Annotated in this window: 16 protein-coding genes; 11 read left to right on the top strand and 5 right to left on the bottom strand. The window is 72.2% G+C overall.

What is annotated here, in order from left to right:
- The first annotated feature begins 27 nt into the window (after window positions 1-27).
- From ASH01_RS00710 to mutM, 8 genes are all read left to right on the top strand, one after another.
- Window positions 28-1,809 (top strand): DAK2 domain-containing protein, encoded by a 1,782-nt coding sequence (locus ASH01_RS00710; RefSeq protein WP_056770135.1) that lies wholly within the window; start codon window positions 28-30, stop codon window positions 1,807-1,809.
- Between the two features lies 1 nt (window position 1,810).
- Window positions 1,811-4,072, top strand: coding sequence for an ATP-dependent DNA helicase RecG (locus ASH01_RS00705; RefSeq protein WP_082619321.1), 2,262 nt, complete (start codon window positions 1,811-1,813; stop codon window positions 4,070-4,072).
- Between the two features lies 1 nt (window position 4,073).
- Window positions 4,074-4,655, top strand: coding sequence for a 16S rRNA (guanine(966)-N(2))-methyltransferase RsmD (gene rsmD, locus ASH01_RS00700; RefSeq protein ID WP_056770132.1), 582 nt, complete (start codon window positions 4,074-4,076; stop codon window positions 4,653-4,655).
- A gap of 55 nt (window positions 4,656-4,710) precedes the next feature.
- Entirely contained in the window at window positions 4,711-5,211 is a 501-nt protein-coding gene (gene coaD / locus ASH01_RS00695) for a pantetheine-phosphate adenylyltransferase (RefSeq protein ID WP_056770128.1), read from the top strand.
- Window positions 5,212-5,300: 89 nt separating this feature from the next.
- Window positions 5,301-5,876 (top strand): YceD family protein, encoded by a 576-nt coding sequence (locus ASH01_RS00690; RefSeq protein WP_056770124.1) that lies wholly within the window; start codon window positions 5,301-5,303, stop codon window positions 5,874-5,876.
- 1 nt (window position 5,877) lies between these two features.
- On the top strand, window positions 5,878-6,072 hold the full coding sequence (gene rpmF / locus ASH01_RS00685; protein WP_020142793.1) for a 50S ribosomal protein L32: 195 nt from the start codon (window positions 5,878-5,880) through the stop codon (window positions 6,070-6,072).
- Between the two features lie 52 nt (window positions 6,073-6,124).
- Window positions 6,125-6,868, top strand: coding sequence for a ribonuclease III (rnc, locus tag ASH01_RS00680; protein ID WP_056770120.1), 744 nt, complete (start codon window positions 6,125-6,127; stop codon window positions 6,866-6,868).
- Between the two features lie 7 nt (window positions 6,869-6,875).
- Window positions 6,876-7,736, top strand: a complete 861-nt coding sequence (mutM, locus tag ASH01_RS00675) for a bifunctional DNA-formamidopyrimidine glycosylase/DNA-(apurinic or apyrimidinic site) lyase (protein WP_056770117.1) — start codon at window positions 6,876-6,878, stop codon at window positions 7,734-7,736.
- Between the two features lie 69 nt (window positions 7,737-7,805).
- Here the strand turns inward: mutM and ASH01_RS00670 are convergent, their stop codons facing one another.
- From ASH01_RS00670 to ASH01_RS00660, 3 genes are read right to left on the bottom strand one after another with little or no spacing between them, the layout of a single operon-like run.
- Window positions 7,806-8,138: a hypothetical protein gene (locus ASH01_RS00670; RefSeq protein WP_056770114.1), complete on the bottom strand. Its 333-nt coding sequence runs from the start codon at window positions 8,136-8,138 to the stop codon at window positions 7,806-7,808.
- A 13-nt stretch (window positions 8,139-8,151) separates the two neighbouring features.
- The gene (locus tag ASH01_RS00665; RefSeq protein WP_056770110.1) at window positions 8,152-9,909 is read right to left on the bottom strand and encodes a sodium:solute symporter family protein; all 1,758 of its coding nucleotides are present in this window, start codon (window positions 9,907-9,909) and stop codon (window positions 8,152-8,154) included.
- A 60-nt stretch (window positions 9,910-9,969) separates the two neighbouring features.
- Window positions 9,970-11,244 carry an NAD(P)/FAD-dependent oxidoreductase gene (locus ASH01_RS00660; protein WP_056770108.1) on the bottom strand — a complete coding sequence of 425 codons (1,275 nt, stop codon included), beginning with the start codon at window positions 11,242-11,244 and terminating at the stop codon, window positions 9,970-9,972.
- Between the two features lie 22 nt (window positions 11,245-11,266).
- Here ASH01_RS00660 and ASH01_RS00655 point away from each other — a divergent pair, with 22 nt between their 5' ends.
- The 3 genes from ASH01_RS00655 to ASH01_RS00645 are packed head-to-tail and all read left to right on the top strand — an operon-like array spanning window position 11,267 to window position 15,383.
- Window positions 11,267-12,562, top strand: a complete 1,296-nt coding sequence (locus ASH01_RS00655; RefSeq protein ID WP_056770105.1) for a hydroxyacid-oxoacid transhydrogenase — start codon at window positions 11,267-11,269, stop codon at window positions 12,560-12,562.
- A 41-nt stretch (window positions 12,563-12,603) separates the two neighbouring features.
- Complete coding sequence (locus tag ASH01_RS00650) at window positions 12,604-14,529, top strand: M3 family metallopeptidase (protein WP_056770102.1); 1,926 nt, start codon at window positions 12,604-12,606, stop codon at window positions 14,527-14,529.
- Window positions 14,514-15,383, top strand: coding sequence for an MOSC domain-containing protein (locus ASH01_RS00645; RefSeq protein WP_235508599.1), 870 nt, complete (start codon window positions 14,514-14,516; stop codon window positions 15,381-15,383). Before ASH01_RS00650 ends, ASH01_RS00645 begins: the two co-directional genes overlap by 16 nt.
- A 122-nt stretch (window positions 15,384-15,505) precedes the next feature.
- Here ASH01_RS00645 and ASH01_RS00640 read toward each other — a convergent pair whose 3' ends face one another.
- Together ASH01_RS00640 and ASH01_RS00635 are read right to left on the bottom strand one after the other, a co-directional pair.
- On the bottom strand, window positions 15,506-16,423 hold the full coding sequence (locus ASH01_RS00640) for an NAD(P)-dependent oxidoreductase (RefSeq protein ID WP_200961737.1): 918 nt from the start codon (window positions 16,421-16,423) through the stop codon (window positions 15,506-15,508).
- Window positions 16,420-18,411 (bottom strand): acyltransferase family protein, encoded by a 1,992-nt coding sequence (locus ASH01_RS00635; RefSeq protein WP_056770101.1) that lies wholly within the window; start codon window positions 18,409-18,411, stop codon window positions 16,420-16,422. Before ASH01_RS00635 ends, ASH01_RS00640 begins: the two co-directional genes overlap by 4 nt.
- Window positions 18,412-18,510 lie beyond the last annotated feature (99 nt).

Raw genomic sequence — 18,510 nt, 5'->3', positions numbered from 1 at the left:
GGACACGCACGACGAGCAGGAGGTCCGATGCCCGGCGCAGCGCCGCCGCCCGACGGGCCGCTCAGCCTGCTCGACCTCGTCGCGGTCCGCCGGTGGGCCGTGCTGACACGGTCGCTCTTCGCGGCCCGCCGCGCCGAGATCGACGCCCTCAACGTCTTCCCCGTCCCCGACGGCGACACGGGCACGAACCTCTACCTCACCTTCGACGGCGCGGTCGAGCGCACCCTGGCCACCGCGGACGTCACGACGGCCGACGCCCTGCTCGCCGTCTTCGCCCGCCACCTGCTCTGGACCGCCCGGGGCAACTCCGGCGTCATCCTCAGCCAGCTGGCCCGCGGACTCGCCGAGGGCTGCGCCGGGGCAGCCGAGATCGACGGCCGCGTCCTCGCCGAGGGTCTGCAGCACGCAGAGCAGCGCGCCCGCCAGGCCGTGACGGACCCCAAGGAGGGGACCATCCTCACGGTGGCCCGCGCCATGGCCGAGGCCGCCGCCCGGGCCGCCGGGTCCACCGCCCCGGGGTCGTATGCCGTCACCGACGGCGCCGGCGACCCCGACCCGGGTGCCCCCGCAACAGGCGATGGACCCGTCGGCGTCCACGCCGTCGCGCTCGCAGCTCTCGACGCCTCCCGGGAGGCCCTCGAGCACACGCCCGAGCAGCTCGAGGTGCTGGCCCGCGCCGGCGTCGTGGACGCCGGGGGAGCCGGGCTCGTCGTGCTCCTCGAGTGCCTCGAGCGGGTCTGCGCCGGCCAGCGCGCTCGCTCCGGGTCCGACGCCTCCGACCGACGGTCCCGGCGCCGGCCCGACCCCCGGAGCGCGGCGCTCAGCGCGGCTCGACCGGCCGACGGCGCCGAGGCCCCCGGCATCCCGGAGTTCGAGGTGATGTACCTCCTGCGCGACTCCGACGACACGGCGGTGGACGCCCTGCGCGCCCGCCTCGTCGAGCTCGGCGACTCGGTGCTCGTCGTCGGCGGCGACGGGGAGTGGAACGTCCACGCCCACGTCGACGACGCAGGCGCCGCCGTCGAGGCCGGCATCGAGGCCGGCCGCCCGCACCGGGTGCGCATCACGCGCCTCACCGACGAGCACGGCCACGGCACTCGAGGTCCGCGGGTCGACCATGCCGGCACCTCGGCGGTCCGTGGTGCCGCGATCGTCGCGTGCGCCGCCGGCGTCGGTCTCGAGGGGCTCTTCGAGGACGCCGGCGCGGTCGTGGTCCGCTCCGGACCCGGTCGGCGCGCCTCGACCGGGGGTCTCATCGACGCCATTCGCCAGCAGCACGCACGCGGGGCCTCGGGCGTCGTCGTCCTGCCCAACGACGGCGACACGCTCCTGGCCGCTGCCGCCGCCGTGCGTGCGGTGGCCGATGACGGCATCGAGGCGCACCTCGTCCACGTCCGCACGGCCGTGCAGGGCATCGCCGCCCTCGCCGTCTTCGAGCCGACCGCCGCGGCGTCCGCCAACGTGCTCGCCATGCAGGCGGCTGCGTCGGCGACCCGACACGGCGCGGTCACCGTGGCCAACCGGGCGGCGCTCACGAGCGGCGGTCCGTGCGAGGCGGGTGACGTGCTCGGCGTCGTCGACGGTGACGTCGTCATCGTCGGCTCCGACCAGCTCGACGTCTCCCGGCAGGTCGTGCAGCGGCTGCTCGCGAGCGGCGGTGAGCTCCTGACGGTCGTGGCGGGTGTCGACGCGCCCGACGGCCTGCTCGAGGCCGTGACCGCCGAGGCCCGCGTCGCCCACCACGGCATCGAGGTCTCGCTCCTCGACGGTGGGCAGGCGGTCTACCCCGTGCTGCTGGGGGTGGAGTGAGGTGCCGGTGCTCACCGAGGACTCGCCGCTCACCAAGCTGCTCACCAAGCCCGACGCCGCCCAGCTGGCCCGCACCAAGGGCCTGCAGAGTGTCGGCGACCTGTTCGAGTTCGTGCCCCGGCGCTACGTGCGCCCCGGCCAGCTCACCGACCTGTCCTCGCTCCACGTCGGCGAGGAGGTCCTCGTGGTGGCCGAGGTCCGCACGGCGACCTCGCGGGCCATGCGCAACCGTCGAGGCAAGATGCTCACCGTCGTCATCGGCGACGACCACGGCAACGAGCTCGACGTGACCTTTTTCAGCGCCTTTGGCCACGAGAAGAAGCTGCTGCCCGGCGTGCGCGGGCTCTTCGTCGGGCAGATCGGCGCCTACGGCCGGCGGCTCCAGCTCACCCACCCGGAGTACGAGCTCTTCGACGACGACGAGCAGGGTGAGGCGACCGTCGAGTGGTACCGCACCCACCGCGTGCCGGTCTACTCGACGACGGGCAAGCTCAACTCCCTCAAGCTGCGCCGGCTCGTCCACCAGGCGCTCGACTCCGTCGACCGCGTCCGCGAGCCGGTTCCCGACGGCGTACGCGCCGCGCGGGGTCTCGTCGACCGCGCCGTCGCGCTGGAGCTCGTCCACCGACCCTCGCTCGACGACCAGCCGTCCCGTGGGCTCGACCGGCTCAAGTACGACGAGGCGTTCGTCCTCCAGGCGATCCTCGCCCAGCGCCGCAAGGCCGCCGAGTCCGAGCTCGCGACGCCGCGGCCTCCGCGTCCCGGCGGCCTGCTGGCCGCCTTCGACGCCCGGCTGCCCTTCGAGCTCACGGCGGGGCAGCGCGAGATCGGCGAGGTGCTCACGACCGAGCTCGCGTCCGACCGGCCGATGCACCGGCTCCTCCAGGGCGAGGTCGGCTCGGGCAAGACGGTGGTTGCGCTGCGGGCCATGCTCGCCGCCATCGACGCTGGCGGCCAGGCCGCCCTGCTCGCCCCCACCGAGGTCCTGGCGGCTCAGCACCACCGCTCGATCACCGCGATGCTCGGCGACCTCGCGCAGGGCGGCATGCTCGGCGGTTCGGAGTTCGGGACCACCGTGGCGCTGCTCACCGGGAGCCAGAACACCGCGACCCGCCGTCGCTCCCTGCTCGACGCGGCCTCCGGCGAGGCCGGCATCGTCGTCGGCACCCACGCGCTCATCCAGAAGCACGTCCAGTTCGCGGACCTCGCCCTCGTCGTCGTCGACGAGCAGCACCGCTTCGGCGTCGAGCAGCGGGACGCCTTGCGCGAGAAGGGCATCCGGCCACCTCACGTGCTCGTCATGACGGCCACCCCGATCCCGCGCACCGTCGCGATGACGGTCTTCGGCGACATGGAGACCTCGACGCTGCGTGAGCTGCCGCGCGGTCGTTCGCCCATCACGACGCACGTCGTCGACGCAGACCGGCCCGGCTGGGTCGACCGCACGTGGCAGCGCGTCGCCGAGGAGGTCGCCAAGGGCCACCAGGCCTACGTCGTCTGCCCGCGCATCGGTGACGTCGACGACGAGGCCGCTGCCGCCCCGGGCAGCGGCGCCACCTCCCGCGACACGTCCGACGAGGACGCCGGCTGGGAGACCCACTGGGAGGGGGACGAGGGCGAGGTCGAGGGCGACGCCCCCGAGCGGGAGCTGACCGGCGTCTACGCGATGCTCAGCACGCTGCGCGCCAACCCGGCCCTCGACGGCACGCGTATCGGCGTGCTCCACGGCCGGCTCGACCCCGACGCCAAGGACGCCACGATGCGTGCCTTCGGGGACGGCGAGATCGACGTCCTCGTCGCCACGACGGTCATCGAGGTCGGCGTCGACGTGCCGAACGCCTCGGTCATGGTCGTCGTCGACGCCGACCGGTTCGGCATCTCCCAGCTGCACCAGCTGCGGGGTCGTGTCGGCCGTGGTGCGGTGCCCGGGCTCTGCCTGCTCATGACCCAGGGTGCGGGGGAGCGTGCCGCCGAGCGCCTCGACCAGGTCGCCGCGACGACCGACGGCTTCGAGCTGGCCCGCGCCGACCTGCTCCTGCGCCGCGAGGGCGACGTGCTCGGGGCGCGCCAGAGCGGCCGGGGCAACTCCGTGCGTCACCTGCGCCTCGGCAGGCTCGAGGACGAACAGATCATCGCCGACGCCCGCGAGGACGCCTTCGCGCTCGTCGACGCCGACCCCGGGCTGCGCGAGCACCCGGCGCTCGCCGCCGCGGTCGCGATGCGGCTCGACGAGGAGCAGGCCGTATGGCTCGAGCGGGGCTGACATGACACGGATCATCAGCGGCACGGCAGGCGGTCGTCGCCTCCAGACGCCGCCCGGGTCCTCGACCCGACCCACGTCTGACCGGGTCCGCGAGGCGCTCTTCAGTCGGCTGGAGCACCGGGGGCTGCTCGAGGGCGCGTGCGTGCTCGACCTCTACGCCGGGTCCGGTGCGCTCGGCCTCGAGGCCGCGAGCCGCGGCGCCGCGCAGGTCCTGCTCGTAGAGTCGCGCCAGGCTGCCGCGAAGGTCATCCGCGCCAACGTCGGCGTCATCGGGCACCCGGCCGTCCGCGTCGTCGCCGACACCGTCGAGCGCGCCCTCGCCGCCGGCCCACCCGCCGGCGTACGGATGGACCTCGTGCTCATCGACCCGCCCTACGACGTGCCCGAGGACGCCCTGGCGGCCGTGCTCACCGCGCTCGTCGGGTACCAGTGGCTCSCGCGTGACGCGTTCGTCGTCGTCGAGCGCTCGAGCCGCTCACCGCAACCGACGTGGCCCGAGGGGCTCGAGCTCTCCGGCGAGAAGCGCTACGGCGAGACCGCGATGTGGTTCGCCGAGCCGCCGCCGAGCGACGTCGTCGCGTGACCCCGTGGAGCGAGGTTCACGCGACGTCGGGGATCCGGAAGGTAGGTTGGGCCGCGTGACGAGCGAAGCGCGCCGCTGTGTCTGCCCCGGCTCCTACGACCCGATCACCAACGGTCACGTCGACGTGGTGACCCGGGCCAGCAGGTTGTTCGACGAGGTCGTCGTCGCGATCCTGCACAACCCGAGCAAGCACGGCACGTTCGACATCGAGGAGCGCACCGCCCTCATCGAGCAGTCCGTCGGCCACCTGCCCAACGTCCGGATCGGCGCCTGGGCCGGCACCCTGGTCGTCGACGTGTGTCGCGAGGTCGGAGCGGCGACGATGGTCAAGGGGCTGCGGGGCGGCACGGACTTCGCCTACGAGCTGCCCATGGCGCACATGAACCACCACCTCACCGGCGTCGAGACGCTCTTCATCGCTGCCGACCCCACGCTCCAGCACGTCTCGAGCTCGCTCATCAAGGAGGTCGCGCGCTACGGCGGCGACGTCAGCGGCCTCGTGCCGGACCCGGTCCTGGCGGCGCTGATCGAGCGGCTGGGGGAGCGTTCGGGCTGATTTGGGCGCACGGCGCGCCTCTAGTAGCCTTGGAGGTCGGTCCACGTCCGTCTTGGCGCGGGCCGAATCCTCAACTGTGCGCAGGAGTCATGGACCGTCCCGATCCCCGTTCTCCTCTGGTGCTCGACACCAGAGAGCTTGTTCGGCGACCGGGCACGATGCACGAGATCTCGCGCACGGTGACGTTGCCCGACGACCTCGGAACCGACGTCATCTCGATCCAGACCGGTCAACCGGTCCAGGTCGAGGTGCGCCTCGAGTCCGTCGTCGAAGGTGTCCTCGTCACGGGTTCGGCCAGTGGCACGGCGACCGGCGCCTGCGTGCGGTGCCTGGATCCTCTCGAGCTCGATGTCGAGGGGACCTTCCAGGAGCTGTTCGCCTACGCCGACCGGGCGGCGCACCACCACGAGGTGGGAGCCGACTCGGACGAGGACGAGGTGCACGAGCTGGTCGGTGACCTCATCGACCTCGAGCCCGTGCTCCGGGACGCTGTCGTGCCGACGCTGCCGTTCCAACCGGTGTGTCGGCCTGACTGCCCGGGGTTGTGTTCCGAGTGTGGGATGCACCTCGCGGAGGACCCGGACCATCATCATGAAGTGATCGACCCGAGGTGGTCGTCCCTCAGCGGACTGCTGGGGAACGACCCGCAAGAGAAGAGGAACTGACGTGGCTGTCCCGAAGCGGAAGATGTCGCGCTCCAACACCCGTTCGCGTCGCGCGAACTGGAAGGCAACGCCGACGACGCTCACCACGTGCCCCCAGTGCGGTGCGGCGACCCAGCCGCACATCGCGTGCCCCTCGTGTGGCACGTACAAGGGCCGTCACTACGCCGCTGCCGAGCGCACCGAGCACCAGGCCTGATCACCCCGTGAGCAGCCCCGTGAGCAGCCTTGGTGCTGGGGGTGTTCCGGCGGTGCCGCAGCGGCCCGTCGATGCTCTGATCGCCCACCTCCGTGAGGTGGTCGGCCAGGACATCGACGAGCCGCTGCTCCTGCGTGCCCTGACGCACCGGTCGTACGCCTACGAGAACGGTGGCCTGCCCAACAACGAGCGCCTCGAGTTCCTCGGGGACTCCGTGCTGGGCCTCGTCGTCACCGAGTCGCTCTATCGTGAGCACCCCGACCTCGCGGAGGGGCAGCTCGCCAAGCTGCGCGCCGCCGTCGTCAACATGCGGGCGCTTGCCGACGTCGCCCGGGTCTTCGACCTCGGGCAGTACGTCATGCTCGGCAAGGGTGAGGAGGCCACCGGTGGCCGCGACAAGGCCTCGATCCTGGCCGACACGCTCGAGGCCCTCATCGGCACCGTGTTCCTGTCGACCGACATCGACTTCGCCGCGCGCTTCGTGCACCACCACTTCGATCCCCTGATCGAGGAGGCCGCCACGCTCGGCGCCGGTCTCGACTGGAAGACGAGCCTGCAGGAGATGGCGGCCGGCTCGGCCCTCGGCTCGCCCGAGTACCGCGTCAGCGAGCAGGGGCCCGACCACGAGAAGGAGTTCCACGCCCGCGTCGTCGTCGGCGAGGAGGTCCTCGGCGAAGGTCGCGGCCGCTCGAAGAAGGAGGCCGAGCAGAAGGCCGCCAAGGAGGCCTGGCACGCGCTCGACGGTCGTCGCAGCGCCTCCGTGTCGTCGGCGGCCACGGGCCAGACGCAGGCCTGAGCCGCGCGTGCCGGAGCTGCCCGAGGTCGAGGTCGTCCGCCGCGGCCTCGCCGACCACGTCGTGGGTCGCCACGTCACGCGTGCCCGGGTCACGGGCGTCCGCGTCGCGCGTCGTCACGACGCTGGGCCGGAGGACCTCGCGGCGCGACTGCACGACGTGACCGTCACCGCGGCCTCGCGTCGCGGCAAGTACCTCTGGCTCGCCCTCGACGGCGAGGACGCGCTCATCGTGCACCTCGGGATGAGCGGGCAGATGCTCGTCGAGCCCGCTGACGCTCCGCTCGAGAAGCACTGCCACGCCCGCTTCGACTTCGCCGACGGCGGGCCGCAGCTGCGCTTCGTCGACCAACGCACCTTCGGCGGCCTCGCCCTGTCGCCGCTGCGTCCCGACGGCATCCCCGAGTCCGTCGCCCACATCGCTCCCGACCCCTTCGAGCCGGTCTACGACCAGGCGGCCGTCGTGCGGCGGATGAAGCAGCGCGACAGTGCGGTCAAGCGGGCCCTGCTCGACCAGTCGCTCGTGTCCGGCATCGGCAACATCTACGCCGACGAGGCGCTCTGGCGCGCCAAGGTGCACGGCGAGCGGCTGTGCTCGTCGCTGACCAAGCCGACGCTCTCCGCCGTCCTCGACCGAGCACGCGAGGTCATGGCGGAGGCGCTCGGTCAGGGCGGCACGAGCTTCGACTCGCTCTACGTCAACGTCAACGGGGCGAGCGGCTACTTCGACCGGTCGCTCCATGCGTACGGCCGCGCGGGCACGCCCTGCGACCGCTGCGGCACGATCATGCGGCGCGAGCAGTTCATGAACCGCTCGTCCTTCTCGTGCCCCGTCTGTCAGCCTCGCCCGAGACGCCGGGGCCCGTCCTGACCGTCGGGGACGGTGGACGGGCCGCGGCGTTCTCGTCAGGTCGGTCCGTCGGCGAACCGTGCCGTTCGTTCAGTTCCCGGTCGGGCGACGCTTCGGCGCGGGACGCACCGGGTCGTCGTCGACGGGCTCGACGTGCTCGGGCACGACGATCGGCTTGATCCGCGCCCAGACGAAGAAGAACGCGCTCATGAGGAGCAGCACGATGCCGGCCCACAGGTTGGCGTTGACGCCGCCGGTCTTCTGCAGCGCCTGGTCCCCGAAGATCCCCATGACGAGGAGGATCAGGCCGTAGAGGCCCAGCAGGGCGCCGATGAAGTTGCGGATGTCGAAGGCGCCCGCGGTGTGCTTCTCGCCCCGCTTCCCGTCCGGGTCAGGTGCGTCGAGCCGGTGTTGGTCACTCATGTCGAGGCTCCTGTCAGAACAAGAAGTTGAGGATGATGACGAGGCCGAGGGAGATGCCGGCCAGGGGAAGGGTGCGGCGGAACCACGGCATCGTGCGCTCCTGGGGGTCGACGAGCTCCTCTCTCGGCGTCTCGGAGTAGACGAGACCGCGCAGCTCGGAAGACGGCTTGGGCTCGGTCACGAGCGACACGCCGACGCTGAGCACGATGTCGACGACGAACGCCGCGGACGCCGCGACGAACGCGGCGCCCTGGCCGCTCAGTGGGATGACCCCGAGGCTCGCCGACCCGAAGCCGTCCTCGCTGAGGAACGCGACGAGCACGGCCGAGAGCGTGCCGGCCGTCAGGCCGACCCACCCGGCGGTTGCCGTCATGCGCTTCCAGAACATGCCGAGGATGAAGGTCGCGAACAGTGGTGCGTTGAAAAACCCGAACAGCGACTGGAGGTAGTCCATGACGTTGCTGAAGGAGCTGGCGATGGTGGCCGTGAAGATCGCGATGACCGTCGCTCCCACCGTGGCCAGACGGCCGATGCGCAGGTAGTAGTCGTCGCTGTGGTCCTTGCGGATGTAGCGCTGCCACAGGTCGTAGCTGAAGACGGTGTTGAACGCCGAGATGTTGGCCGCCATGCCGGCCATGAAGGCGGCGAGCAGTCCGGCTATCGCGACGCCGAGCAGCCCGTTGGGCAGGATGTCGCGCATGAGCAGGAGGAGTGAGTCGTTGTACTTCACGCCCTCGCCCGATGCGCCGCCCGGCGGGGTGCCGCCCGCCTTGAGCTCGCCGATCTCCTTGACGAGCACGGCGGCGACCATGCCGGGGATGATGACGATGAAGGGCACGAACATCTTGGCGAACGACCCGATGATGGGTGTCTTGCGAGCCGCCGACATCGAGTTGGAGGCCATGGCCCGCTGCACCTCGACGAAGTTCGTCGTCCAGTAGCCGAAGGACAGGACGAAGCCGAGGCCGAAGACGATGCCGACGACCGACCAGAACGGCGAGTCGAAGCCCGAGAGCGCCTGGCCCGGCCACGAGTGGAGCTGCTGCTCGGCCGACGGGACGCCCGCCGACGCCGGAGCGGACGTGGCGAACTCGGTGACCTTGTCCTTGAGGCCCTGGTAGCCGCCCACGCGGTGCAGGCCGATCAGGGTCAGAGGCAGCAGGGCGGCCACGATGACGAAGAACTGGAGCACCTCGTTGTAGATCGCGGCCGACAGACCACCGAGCGTGATGTACGACAGGACGATCGCGGCGGCGACGAGCAGCGCCACCCAGAGCGGCCAGCCGAGCAGCGCGTGCACGATCGAGCCGAGCAGGTAGAGGTTGACGCCGGCGATGAGCAGCTGCGCGACGGCGAAGCTGATCGAGTTGACGAGGTGGGCACCGGTGCCGAAGCGGCGGAACATGAACTCGGGGACCGAGCGCACCTTGGAGCCGTAGTAGAAGGGCATCATCACGACGCCGAGGAAGAGCATGGCGGGGATGGCGCCGACCCAGAAGTAGTGCACGGTCGAGATGCCGAGCTCGGCACCGTTGGCCGACATGCCCATGATCTCGACGGCACCGAGGTTCGCGGAGATGAAGGCGAGGCCGGTGACCCAGGCCGGCAGCGACCGGCCGGACAGGAAGAAGTCGATGGAGTCGGACACCGCGCGCCTCGCCATGACCCCGATGCCGAGGACGAAGACGAAGTACAGGGCGATGATGACGTAGTCGACCGGTTTGGCGCTGATGAGGGCGTCCGCCGTGGGCAGACCCGCCAGTGCGTGCATGCGTTCAGTCCCTTCGTTGAGCGACGACCGACGCTAGCGCAGCCTCTGAAGCGGGGCGAGTCAGGATGTGCGAGTGCCGCGTGCCCTCGAGATGAGCCGTTTGAGCGGGACGGAGGTGTCCGCCGCGCTGTCGGCTTCGATCGTCATACCCTTCTCGAGCGCTCGTTTCACGGCGAGGTAGTCGGTCGGGACGCCGACCGACTCGACGGCGATGAGCAGCCCGTCGCGGTAGCTGAGCAGCGAGAAGCGTTCGGCTGCGACGTCGCCCCGCACGATGGTCCGGTCGGCGCCGTGCGGGAGCCCCGCCATCTGGAGCCGCAGGTCGCCCTGGTCGCTCCAGAACCACGGCACGCGGTCGTATGCCGTCGGGTGGCCGACGAGGGTCGCCGCTGCCGCCCGCGCCTGGTCGGTCGCGTGCGGCACGCTCTCCAGCCGCATCGCGCCCGGCTCGCCGCGGTCGAACGGGTTGGGTCCGACGGCGCAGTCGCCGGCCGCGACGGTGACCCCGTCGGAGGTGAGGGCGTACTCGTCGACGACGATGCCCCGAGGTTCCACGAGCAGGCCGAGCTGCGCGGCGAGGGCGGTGCTGGGGACGGCCCCGATCCCGACGACCAGTAGGTCGGCGGGTACCACGGTGCCGTCGCCGAGCTCGACACCCGTGGCACGTCCGCCCTCGCCCGTCACGCGGACGGCGTCGGAGCGCAGGAGGATCCGCGTGCCGCGGCGCTCGTGCGCGCGTCGCACGGCCTCCGACAGCATCGGGGTGACGGCGCGGCCGAGGAGCCGGTCCGTGGCCTCGACGACGGTGACAGCGGACCCGAGTGCCCGAGCTCCGGCGGCGATCTCGAGCCCGATGAAACCACCGCCGACGACGACGACCTCTCGAGCCGCGTGGAGCCGAGGCGCCAGCCGGTCGGCGTCGGCGAGGGTGCGCACCGAGTGGACCCCGTCGAGGTCGGCGCCCTCGACCCCCAGGCCGCGGTTGACCGCACCCGTCGTCAGGGCGAGGCGCTCGAAGGTGAGGGTCCGGCCCGAGGCCGTCGTGGCGCTCCCTCCGGAGGCGTCCCGGCCGATCGTCACGACGGGCTCACCGGTGACGAGCTCGACCCCGAGGTCGGCGAACCAGGCGGCGTCGTGGAAGACGAGGGAGCCGCGGTCGTGCTCGCCGCGCAGGTAGCTCTTCGACAGGGGTGGGCGCTCGTAGGGCGGCTCGGGCTCGGCGCCGACGAGCACGACGGGCCCTGTGTCACCGAGCTCGCGCAGGGCCGTGACGAGCGAGATGCCGGCCTGCCCGGCGCCGACGACGAGGGTGCTGACGGTCGCGGCGGTGGCCATGCGTCCACCCTAGGGTGGGCCCATGACGTGGTCTCCCGCGAACCCCGAGTCCGTCTTCACCTACGGCGCTCCGCAGCTGAAGTTCGGCGCGGGCGCGGCCGACGAGATCGGGCACGACCTCCTGGTGCTCGGTGCGTCGCGGGTGCTCGTCGTCACCGATGCCGGCGTGCTCGCGACCGGCTGGCCGGACCGCGTCGCCGACGGCATCCGCGGGTTCGGGGTCGAGGTCGTCGTCCACGACTCGGCGCGCGTCGAGCCGACCGATGCGAGCCTCCTCGCCGCGGTCGATCGGGCCCGAGCGGACGGACCGTTCGACGGCTACGTCGCCGTCGGCGGTGGCTCGGCCATCGACACCGCGAAGGCGGTGGACCTGCTCCTCAGCGACGGCGGGGAGCTCATGGACTACGTCAACGCGCCGGTCGGTGCCGGTCGCGCACCGACCCGCCCGCTCGCGCCCCTCGTCGCGGTGCCCACGACGACCGGGACCGGAGCCGAGAGCACGACGATCTGCGTCCTCGACGTGCTCTCGCTCAAGGTCAAGACGGGCATCTCCCACGTGCGGCTCCGGCCGAGCCTCGCCGTCGTCGACCCTCGACTCACGGCCACCCAGCCCGCGGGGGTGACGGCGAGCGCCGGCATGGACATCCTCTGCCACGCCCTCGAGAGCTGGACGGCCCGGCCGTTCACGAGCTACGAGCGCAAGCAGCCCGGCGAGCGCGTGCCCTACTGCGGCAGCAACCCGATCGCCGACATGTGGTCGGAGCGGTCGATGTCCTTGCTGGCCAAGGCGTTCCGGACGGCGGTTCGCGACGGCTCCGACGAGGCCGCCCGCGGCGAGATGGCGCTCGCGGCGACGTTCGCCGGCCTCGGGTTCGGCAACGCGGGCGTCCACGTGCCGCACGCCAACGCGTACCCCATCGCCGGCCGGGTGCGCGACTTCCACCCGCACGGCTACCCGAGCGACGAGCCGATGGTGCCGCACGGCATGGCGGTCGCGCTGACGGCGCCCGAGGCGTTCCGGTGGACCTTCGGGTCCGACCCCGAGCGGCACCTCGCCGCGGCCCGGCTCCTCGACCCGGCGCACGGCAGCCGCTGGGAGTCCGAGCCACGTGACGTGCTTCCCGGCGTCCTCGTCGACCTCATGCGCGACATCGACATGCCGAACGGCCTCCGGGCCGTCGGCTACGACGAGCGCGACGTCGACGCCTTGGTGGAGGGCTCGCTCAAGCAGCAGCGGCTGCTCGCGACGAGTCCCCGCGAGGTCGGAGCCGACGACCTGGCCGGCATCATGACCCGCTCGCTGCAGCTCTGGGAATAGTGGTCGACGCGAGGGGCGGGTGGCGGCATACAGTGCCGTCTGTGACCACGGAGCCCACGCACCTGCCCCTGCCCCTCGACAGCGACTGGCTCGACTGGGTCGGCGCCCGCGGCGAGCAGCAGCTCGCGCTGGCGCGGTCCCTCGTCGAGGGCCTGCGCAGCGACCCGCCGAAGCAGCCGCTCGAGGTGCTCCGGGTCTGGAACGACGCACAGACGGCGCTGTCCAACGCCGCGTCCGTCGGGTCGCTCTTCTCCGAGGTGCACCCGGACGCGGCCGTGCGCGAGCGCGCCGAGTCGGTGGCCCAGCAGGTGCAGAAGCTCGACACGGACCTCGGTCTCGACACCGAGCTGTATGCCGTCCTCGCCGGGCTCGACGCGAGCACCCTCGACGCCGACGCGACGAGGGTGCTCGAGAGGACGTTGCGCGACTTCCGTCGCTCGGGCGTCGACCGCGACGAGGAGACCCGCGACCGCCTCCGTGCGCTGAGCGAGCGCGCGATCCTGCTCAGCCAGGAGTTCAGCAAGAACATCCGCGAGAACGTCCGCAGCATCCGGGTGACGCCCGACCGGCTCGCGGGGCTGCCGCAGGACTGGGTCGAGGCGCACCCGGTCGACGACGACGGCCTCGTCACCGTGACGACGGACTACCCCGACGTCGTGCCCTTCCGGACCTTCGCGCACGACGCGCAGGCCCGCCGTGACCTCGTCACCGAGTTCCTCACCATCGCGTGGCCGGCCAACGACCGCGTCCTGCAGGAGATCTTCTCGGTCCGGCGGGAGCACGCCTCTCTCCTCGGCTACGCCTCCTGGGCCGACTACGACGCCGAGGTCAAGATGATCGGCAGCGGGGACGCCATCGGCGAGTTCGTCGACCGCATCACCGAGCTGTCGGCCACGAGCGCCGAGCGCGACAAGGCGGTGCTGCTCGAGCGGCTGCGCCAGGACCGTCCCGACGCCACCGACATCGACGGGGCCGACGTCTCCTACTACGCCGAGCTCGTCCGCAAGGAGGACCTCGCCGTCGACGCGCAGCGCGTGCGCACGTACTTCCCGTTCGAGTCGGTGCGCCAGGGGCTGCTCGACGTGACGGGCCGGCTCTTCGGGCTCGAGTGGTCGCCGGTGCCGCGCGAGGACGCCCGCACGTGGCACGAGGAGGTCGCGACCTACGACGTCTCCTTCCACGGCGAGCGCATCGGCCGCATCCACCTCGACCTGCACCCGCGCGACGGGAAGTACAAGCACGCGGCCCAGTTCGACCTCGCGCGCGGTGTCGACGGCACACAGCTCGCCGAGGGCGTGCTCGTCTGCAACTTCAACCGCGGCCTCATGGAGCACGACGAGGTCGTCACCCTCTTCCACGAGTTCGGCCACCTCGTGCACCACGTGCTCGCCGGCCGCACCGAGTGGGTGCGCTTCTCGGGCGTCGCGACCGAGTGGGACTTCGTCGAGGCCCCGAGCCAGATGCTCGAGGAATGGGCTTGGGACGCCGACGTGCTCGCCACCTTCGCCCGAAACGCCGACGGCGAGACCATCCCCGCCGACCTCGTCGAGGCGATGCGCCGGGCCGACGACTTCGGCAAGGGCTACGACGCCCGGACGCAGATGTTCTACGCCGCGCTCTCCTACGACTTCCACGTCAACGAGACCGACGACCTCACGGCCCGCCTGCGCGAGCTCATGGAGCGCTACTCGGTGTTCCCGTACCTCGACGGCACGCACATGCAGTGCCACTTCGGTCACCTCGACGGCTACAGCTCGGCGTACTACACGTACATGTGGTCGCTCGTCATCGCCAAGGACATGTTCTCGGCCTTCGACAAGGGCGACCTCTTCGACCCCGAGGTCGCCGGCGCCTACCGGGACAAGGTCCTCGCGCAGGGCGGGCGACGCGACGCGGCCGACCTCGTCGAGGACTTCCTCGGCCGTCCCTACACGTTCGACGCGTATGCCGCGTGGCTCGCGGAGTGACCGCGGCGCGGCCTGACGGCCTGCTCGTCACGGCGCTGACCGTCTACCCCGTCAAGTCGCTCGCCGGGGTCCCGGTCGACGAGGCGGTCGTCGAGGCCCGCGGGCTGCACGGCGACCGGCGCTGGGCGGTCGTCGATCCGGAGGGCACCAAGGTCACGGCGCGCGAGGAGCACGTGCTCCTCGGCCTGAGGGCCGAGCCGCTCGACGGCGGGGGAGTGCGCCTCGTCGCACCCGGCGCGGACGCGCTCGAGCTCGGCCCGCCACGGGGAGCTGCGCCGGTTCCCGTCGCGTTCTCCGGGCAGGACCACGCGCTCCCCGCCGGCGCCGACGCCGATGCGTGGCTGACCGCCCGGGTCGGACGCCCGCTCCGGCTCGTGTGGCAGGACGACGAGACGCACCGGCCCATCCGTCCGGACATGGGTGGCGCCGATGGCGACCGCAACTCGCTCTCCGACGCCGCACCCCTCCACGTCACGTCGGAGTCGTCCCTCGCGCGCCTCAACGACTGGCTGCTCGAGACGGCGGCCGAGCGTGGCGAGGGGCCGCGAGATCCCTTGGGGCACGACCGGTTTCGGCCCAACGTCGTCGTCTCCGGGAGCGACCCGTTCGCCGAGGACGCCTGGACGACGGTCCGCGTCGGGGACGTGCCGTTCCGCGCGACGATGGTGTGCGACCGCTGCGTCATGACGACGGTCGACCGCGGCGACCTGCGCACCGGCAAGGAGCCGATCCGCACCCTCGCCCGACACCGGAAGTGGGACGGTGCCACGTGGTTCGGCATCCGACTCACGCCGGAGCTGCCCCTTGCCGACGGTGCCGTGCTGCGGGTCGGCGACCCCGTCGAGCCGGCCTGACCGAGCTGGGCCGAGCCGAGCCGAGGGGCGTGGCGAGAGATCGGCTGCGAGATCGCGCGGTGGTGGTGCATCAGCCACCCGAGCTGCGCGATGTCACGCACGACCAGCCGGGGCACGAGGCGTCAGGTGAGTCGGGACAGGACCGCGCGCAGGTCGGTGAGGCCGCGTGCCTCCTCGGGGCTGAGGGCCGCCAGCGGCGTGGCTGACAGCCGGCGATAGACCGCGGCCATCCCCTCGAAGAGCTCGGGCGAGACGCCGGCCGAGCGCTGGGTGGCCGCGATGCTCTCCATCTCGTCGACGAATCGCCCGCTCTTGGCCGCAGCCACGGCGACCCGTCGGGCGGCGCCCTCGACCTGGGCGGGGAGCTCCTCGGCGAGGTCGTCGAGGACCGGCGCGAGCACCCCGAGCGCCTCGGCCGTCTGGAGGGCCTGCGCCCAGACGGCCGTCGTGCCCTTGTAGACGGACGCCGTGCACATCTTCACGGCCGAGGCCTGGCCGACGCGGTCGCCGACGATGCGCCGTCGCAGCCCGACGGCCGGGACCCGAGCCACCTCGGCCGCTCGGGCACCGGAGAGGTAGATCATCGTGTCGCCGTCCGGCTCCGGTGGACCGCCGCTGACGCTCCCGTCGACGAGGTCGAGGCCCTCGGCGGCCGCCCGGTCCGCGAGGCCGGAGACCCGGTCGGGCGACACGGCGTTGGCGTCGAGGATCAGCGGTGTCGAACCGGTCGCCCCGGCCGCGTCGATGACCGATCGGAGCACTGCGTCGGCAGCTCCGGGAGGGCAGATGCTGACGACGAGGTCGACAGCGGCCACGACGGCCTCGAGGTCGGGCAGCAGCTCGAGCCCGCGGGCCAGGGCGGCCGTGCGGTCGCTGCGTCCCCGCACGGTCGCGACGACCCGGGTGCCGCCGGCCGCCCACGCGCGCCCCAGGGCCGATCCCATGGCTCCCGGGGAGACGATGGCGATGGTCCGGACGGCGCGGGCTCCCGGCTGGAGCTCGGCCGTCGGGGAGGGTGCGCGCGCCGGCCCGACGCTCACGGGATCGGGAGCTCCTTGAGCACGACCGCCTTGCCGGTACTGCGCTGCGACAGGTCGGCCATGGCCTGGCGCACCGCCTTGGAGAAGAGGTGCGCACCCTTGATCGTCGGGTGGATGCGGTCGGACTGGACCTGCTCGGGGTGGGCCCGGATGGCGTCGGCCCAGTCGGCCACGATGACGTTGGGCCGCCCGCGGGCGATGAGGTCGAGCGTCGCGTTGTCGGTGTCGACGCGGGCGAACGGTCCCATGATGTTGACGAGCACGACCATGCGGCCCGGGCCGAGCACGTCGAGCACCTGCTTGACGCGGTCCTCGTCGACGCCGGCGTTGGTGCCGAAGGCGAGGATGATCGCGCGCCGGTTGCCGTCACCGCGCGCGGAGACCTCGGCGAGACCGTCGGACCAGCGACGGTTGGACTTCGCGTCGATGCGGATGCCCGGGAAGTAGTAGCGCAGCGCCTGGAGGCTGCCGACCATGATCGAGTCGCCGTACGCGTCGATCTCGGGCCCGGAGGGCATCGTGAACGAGGTCTGGGCCGCGGACGCCGCTCCCGACGAGGACGGGCTCGCACCGGTCGTCGCGACGGGACGCGACACCGCCGAACCGGGCGCCGTGGTCGCGGGGGAGTGGCTCGCCATGCCGTCGGCGGCCGCCTCGTTGGCGGCGAGCATGCGCGCGGTCTCGCTCTGGTCGGGGGCGGTGAGCACGATGACCGCCGTCACGACGGCCAGGGCGGCGACGCCCGCGCCGACGACCTGCTTGGTGCGTCGGGTCAGGCCCGAGACGTGCCCGCGCAGCCGCGTCGCCACGCCCCGGAAGCCGAGGGTGCGGAACGGCGTCTCGACGAAGCGGAACGTGAGGTCGGCGAGTGCGAACGTCACGAGCACGCACCACAGCCGCGTCAGCAGGTGCGACGTGGTGCCGGGCGCAGACGGGTTGTCGAGCGCCACGAGCAGGATGACGGGCCAGTGCCAGAGGTAGATGGAGTAGGACCGGGCGCCCACCCAGCCCGCGACCGGGTGCCGCATGACCCGCTGCACGCCGGTGACCTGGTCGGGGCGTCGCTCGATGACACCCATGACGAGGACCGCCGTCGCGAGCGACGCGAGCACGATCCCGCCGCGGAAGGTCACGGTGGACTGCTCGTCGAGGAGGACCATCTCGGCGAGCAGGACCACGAGGGCCAGCGGGACGGCATACGACCCGAAGCGACCCCACCGCGAGGGCGCCACCCACAGCGCGAGCTGCGGGCTGGCCCAGGCGAAGGCGAGAGCGGCGCCGGCCATCAGCCCCACGACGTGGGTGTCGGTGCCGTAGTAGACGCGCGTGGCGTCGGTGCCCGGCGTGAAGAGCAGCGCCATGAGCAGTGACGAGCCCACCCCGACGGCCACCGCCACCCCGACGCGAACCCGGCTCGACACCGCGAGCAGGGCGAGGGTCACGAGCGGCCAGAGCAGGTAGAACTGCTCCTCGACCGCGAGCGACCAGAAGTTCATGAACAGCTGCGGCGCGGTCTGGTCGAAGTAGCTCGTGCCGGCCGTGATCTCGGTCCAGTTCGTCGAGAAGGTCAGGGCCCCGACGATCTGCCGGCCGATGTCGACGAGGAGGTCCTGGCTGACGGCCCGTGCGATGAGCACGCTCGTCACGACGCAGAGGACCAGGGCGGGCACGAGCCGGCGCGCTCGCCGCACCCAGAACTGCGAGAGCGCGATCCGGCCGGTGCGGTGGTGCTCGCGGACGAGCAGCGTCGTGATGAGGAAGCCCGAGACGACGAAGAAGACGTCGACGCCGAGGAAGCCGCCGGGCAGCCACGAGGCGTTGAGGTGGTAGACGAGGACCCCGACGATGGCGAGGGCCCGCAGCCCGTCCAGGCCCTCGATCCGAGCCGGGCGTCCCGACGGCGCACGCCCCGATCGGGGGGTGGCCCCCGTGGTCGTGTCGGCGGTCTGACCCGTGCCAGCCGCCCGTGAAATCGCCGACGTCGTCACGTCGCTCCTTCCGTGGGCCGCGGTGAGTGGAGTCACCGCCGTGCCTGATGTGAGCATAGGTACGCGTGGGGCTCCCGTTGCGGCGCCACGCGGCATACC

The organism is Terrabacter sp. Soil811 (assembly GCF_001429655.1).
Taxonomy (GTDB): domain Bacteria; phylum Actinomycetota; class Actinomycetes; order Actinomycetales; family Dermatophilaceae; genus Terrabacter.
The sequence above is the reverse complement of the archived record's forward strand: the minus strand, read 5'-3'. Positions and strand labels throughout refer to the sequence as shown.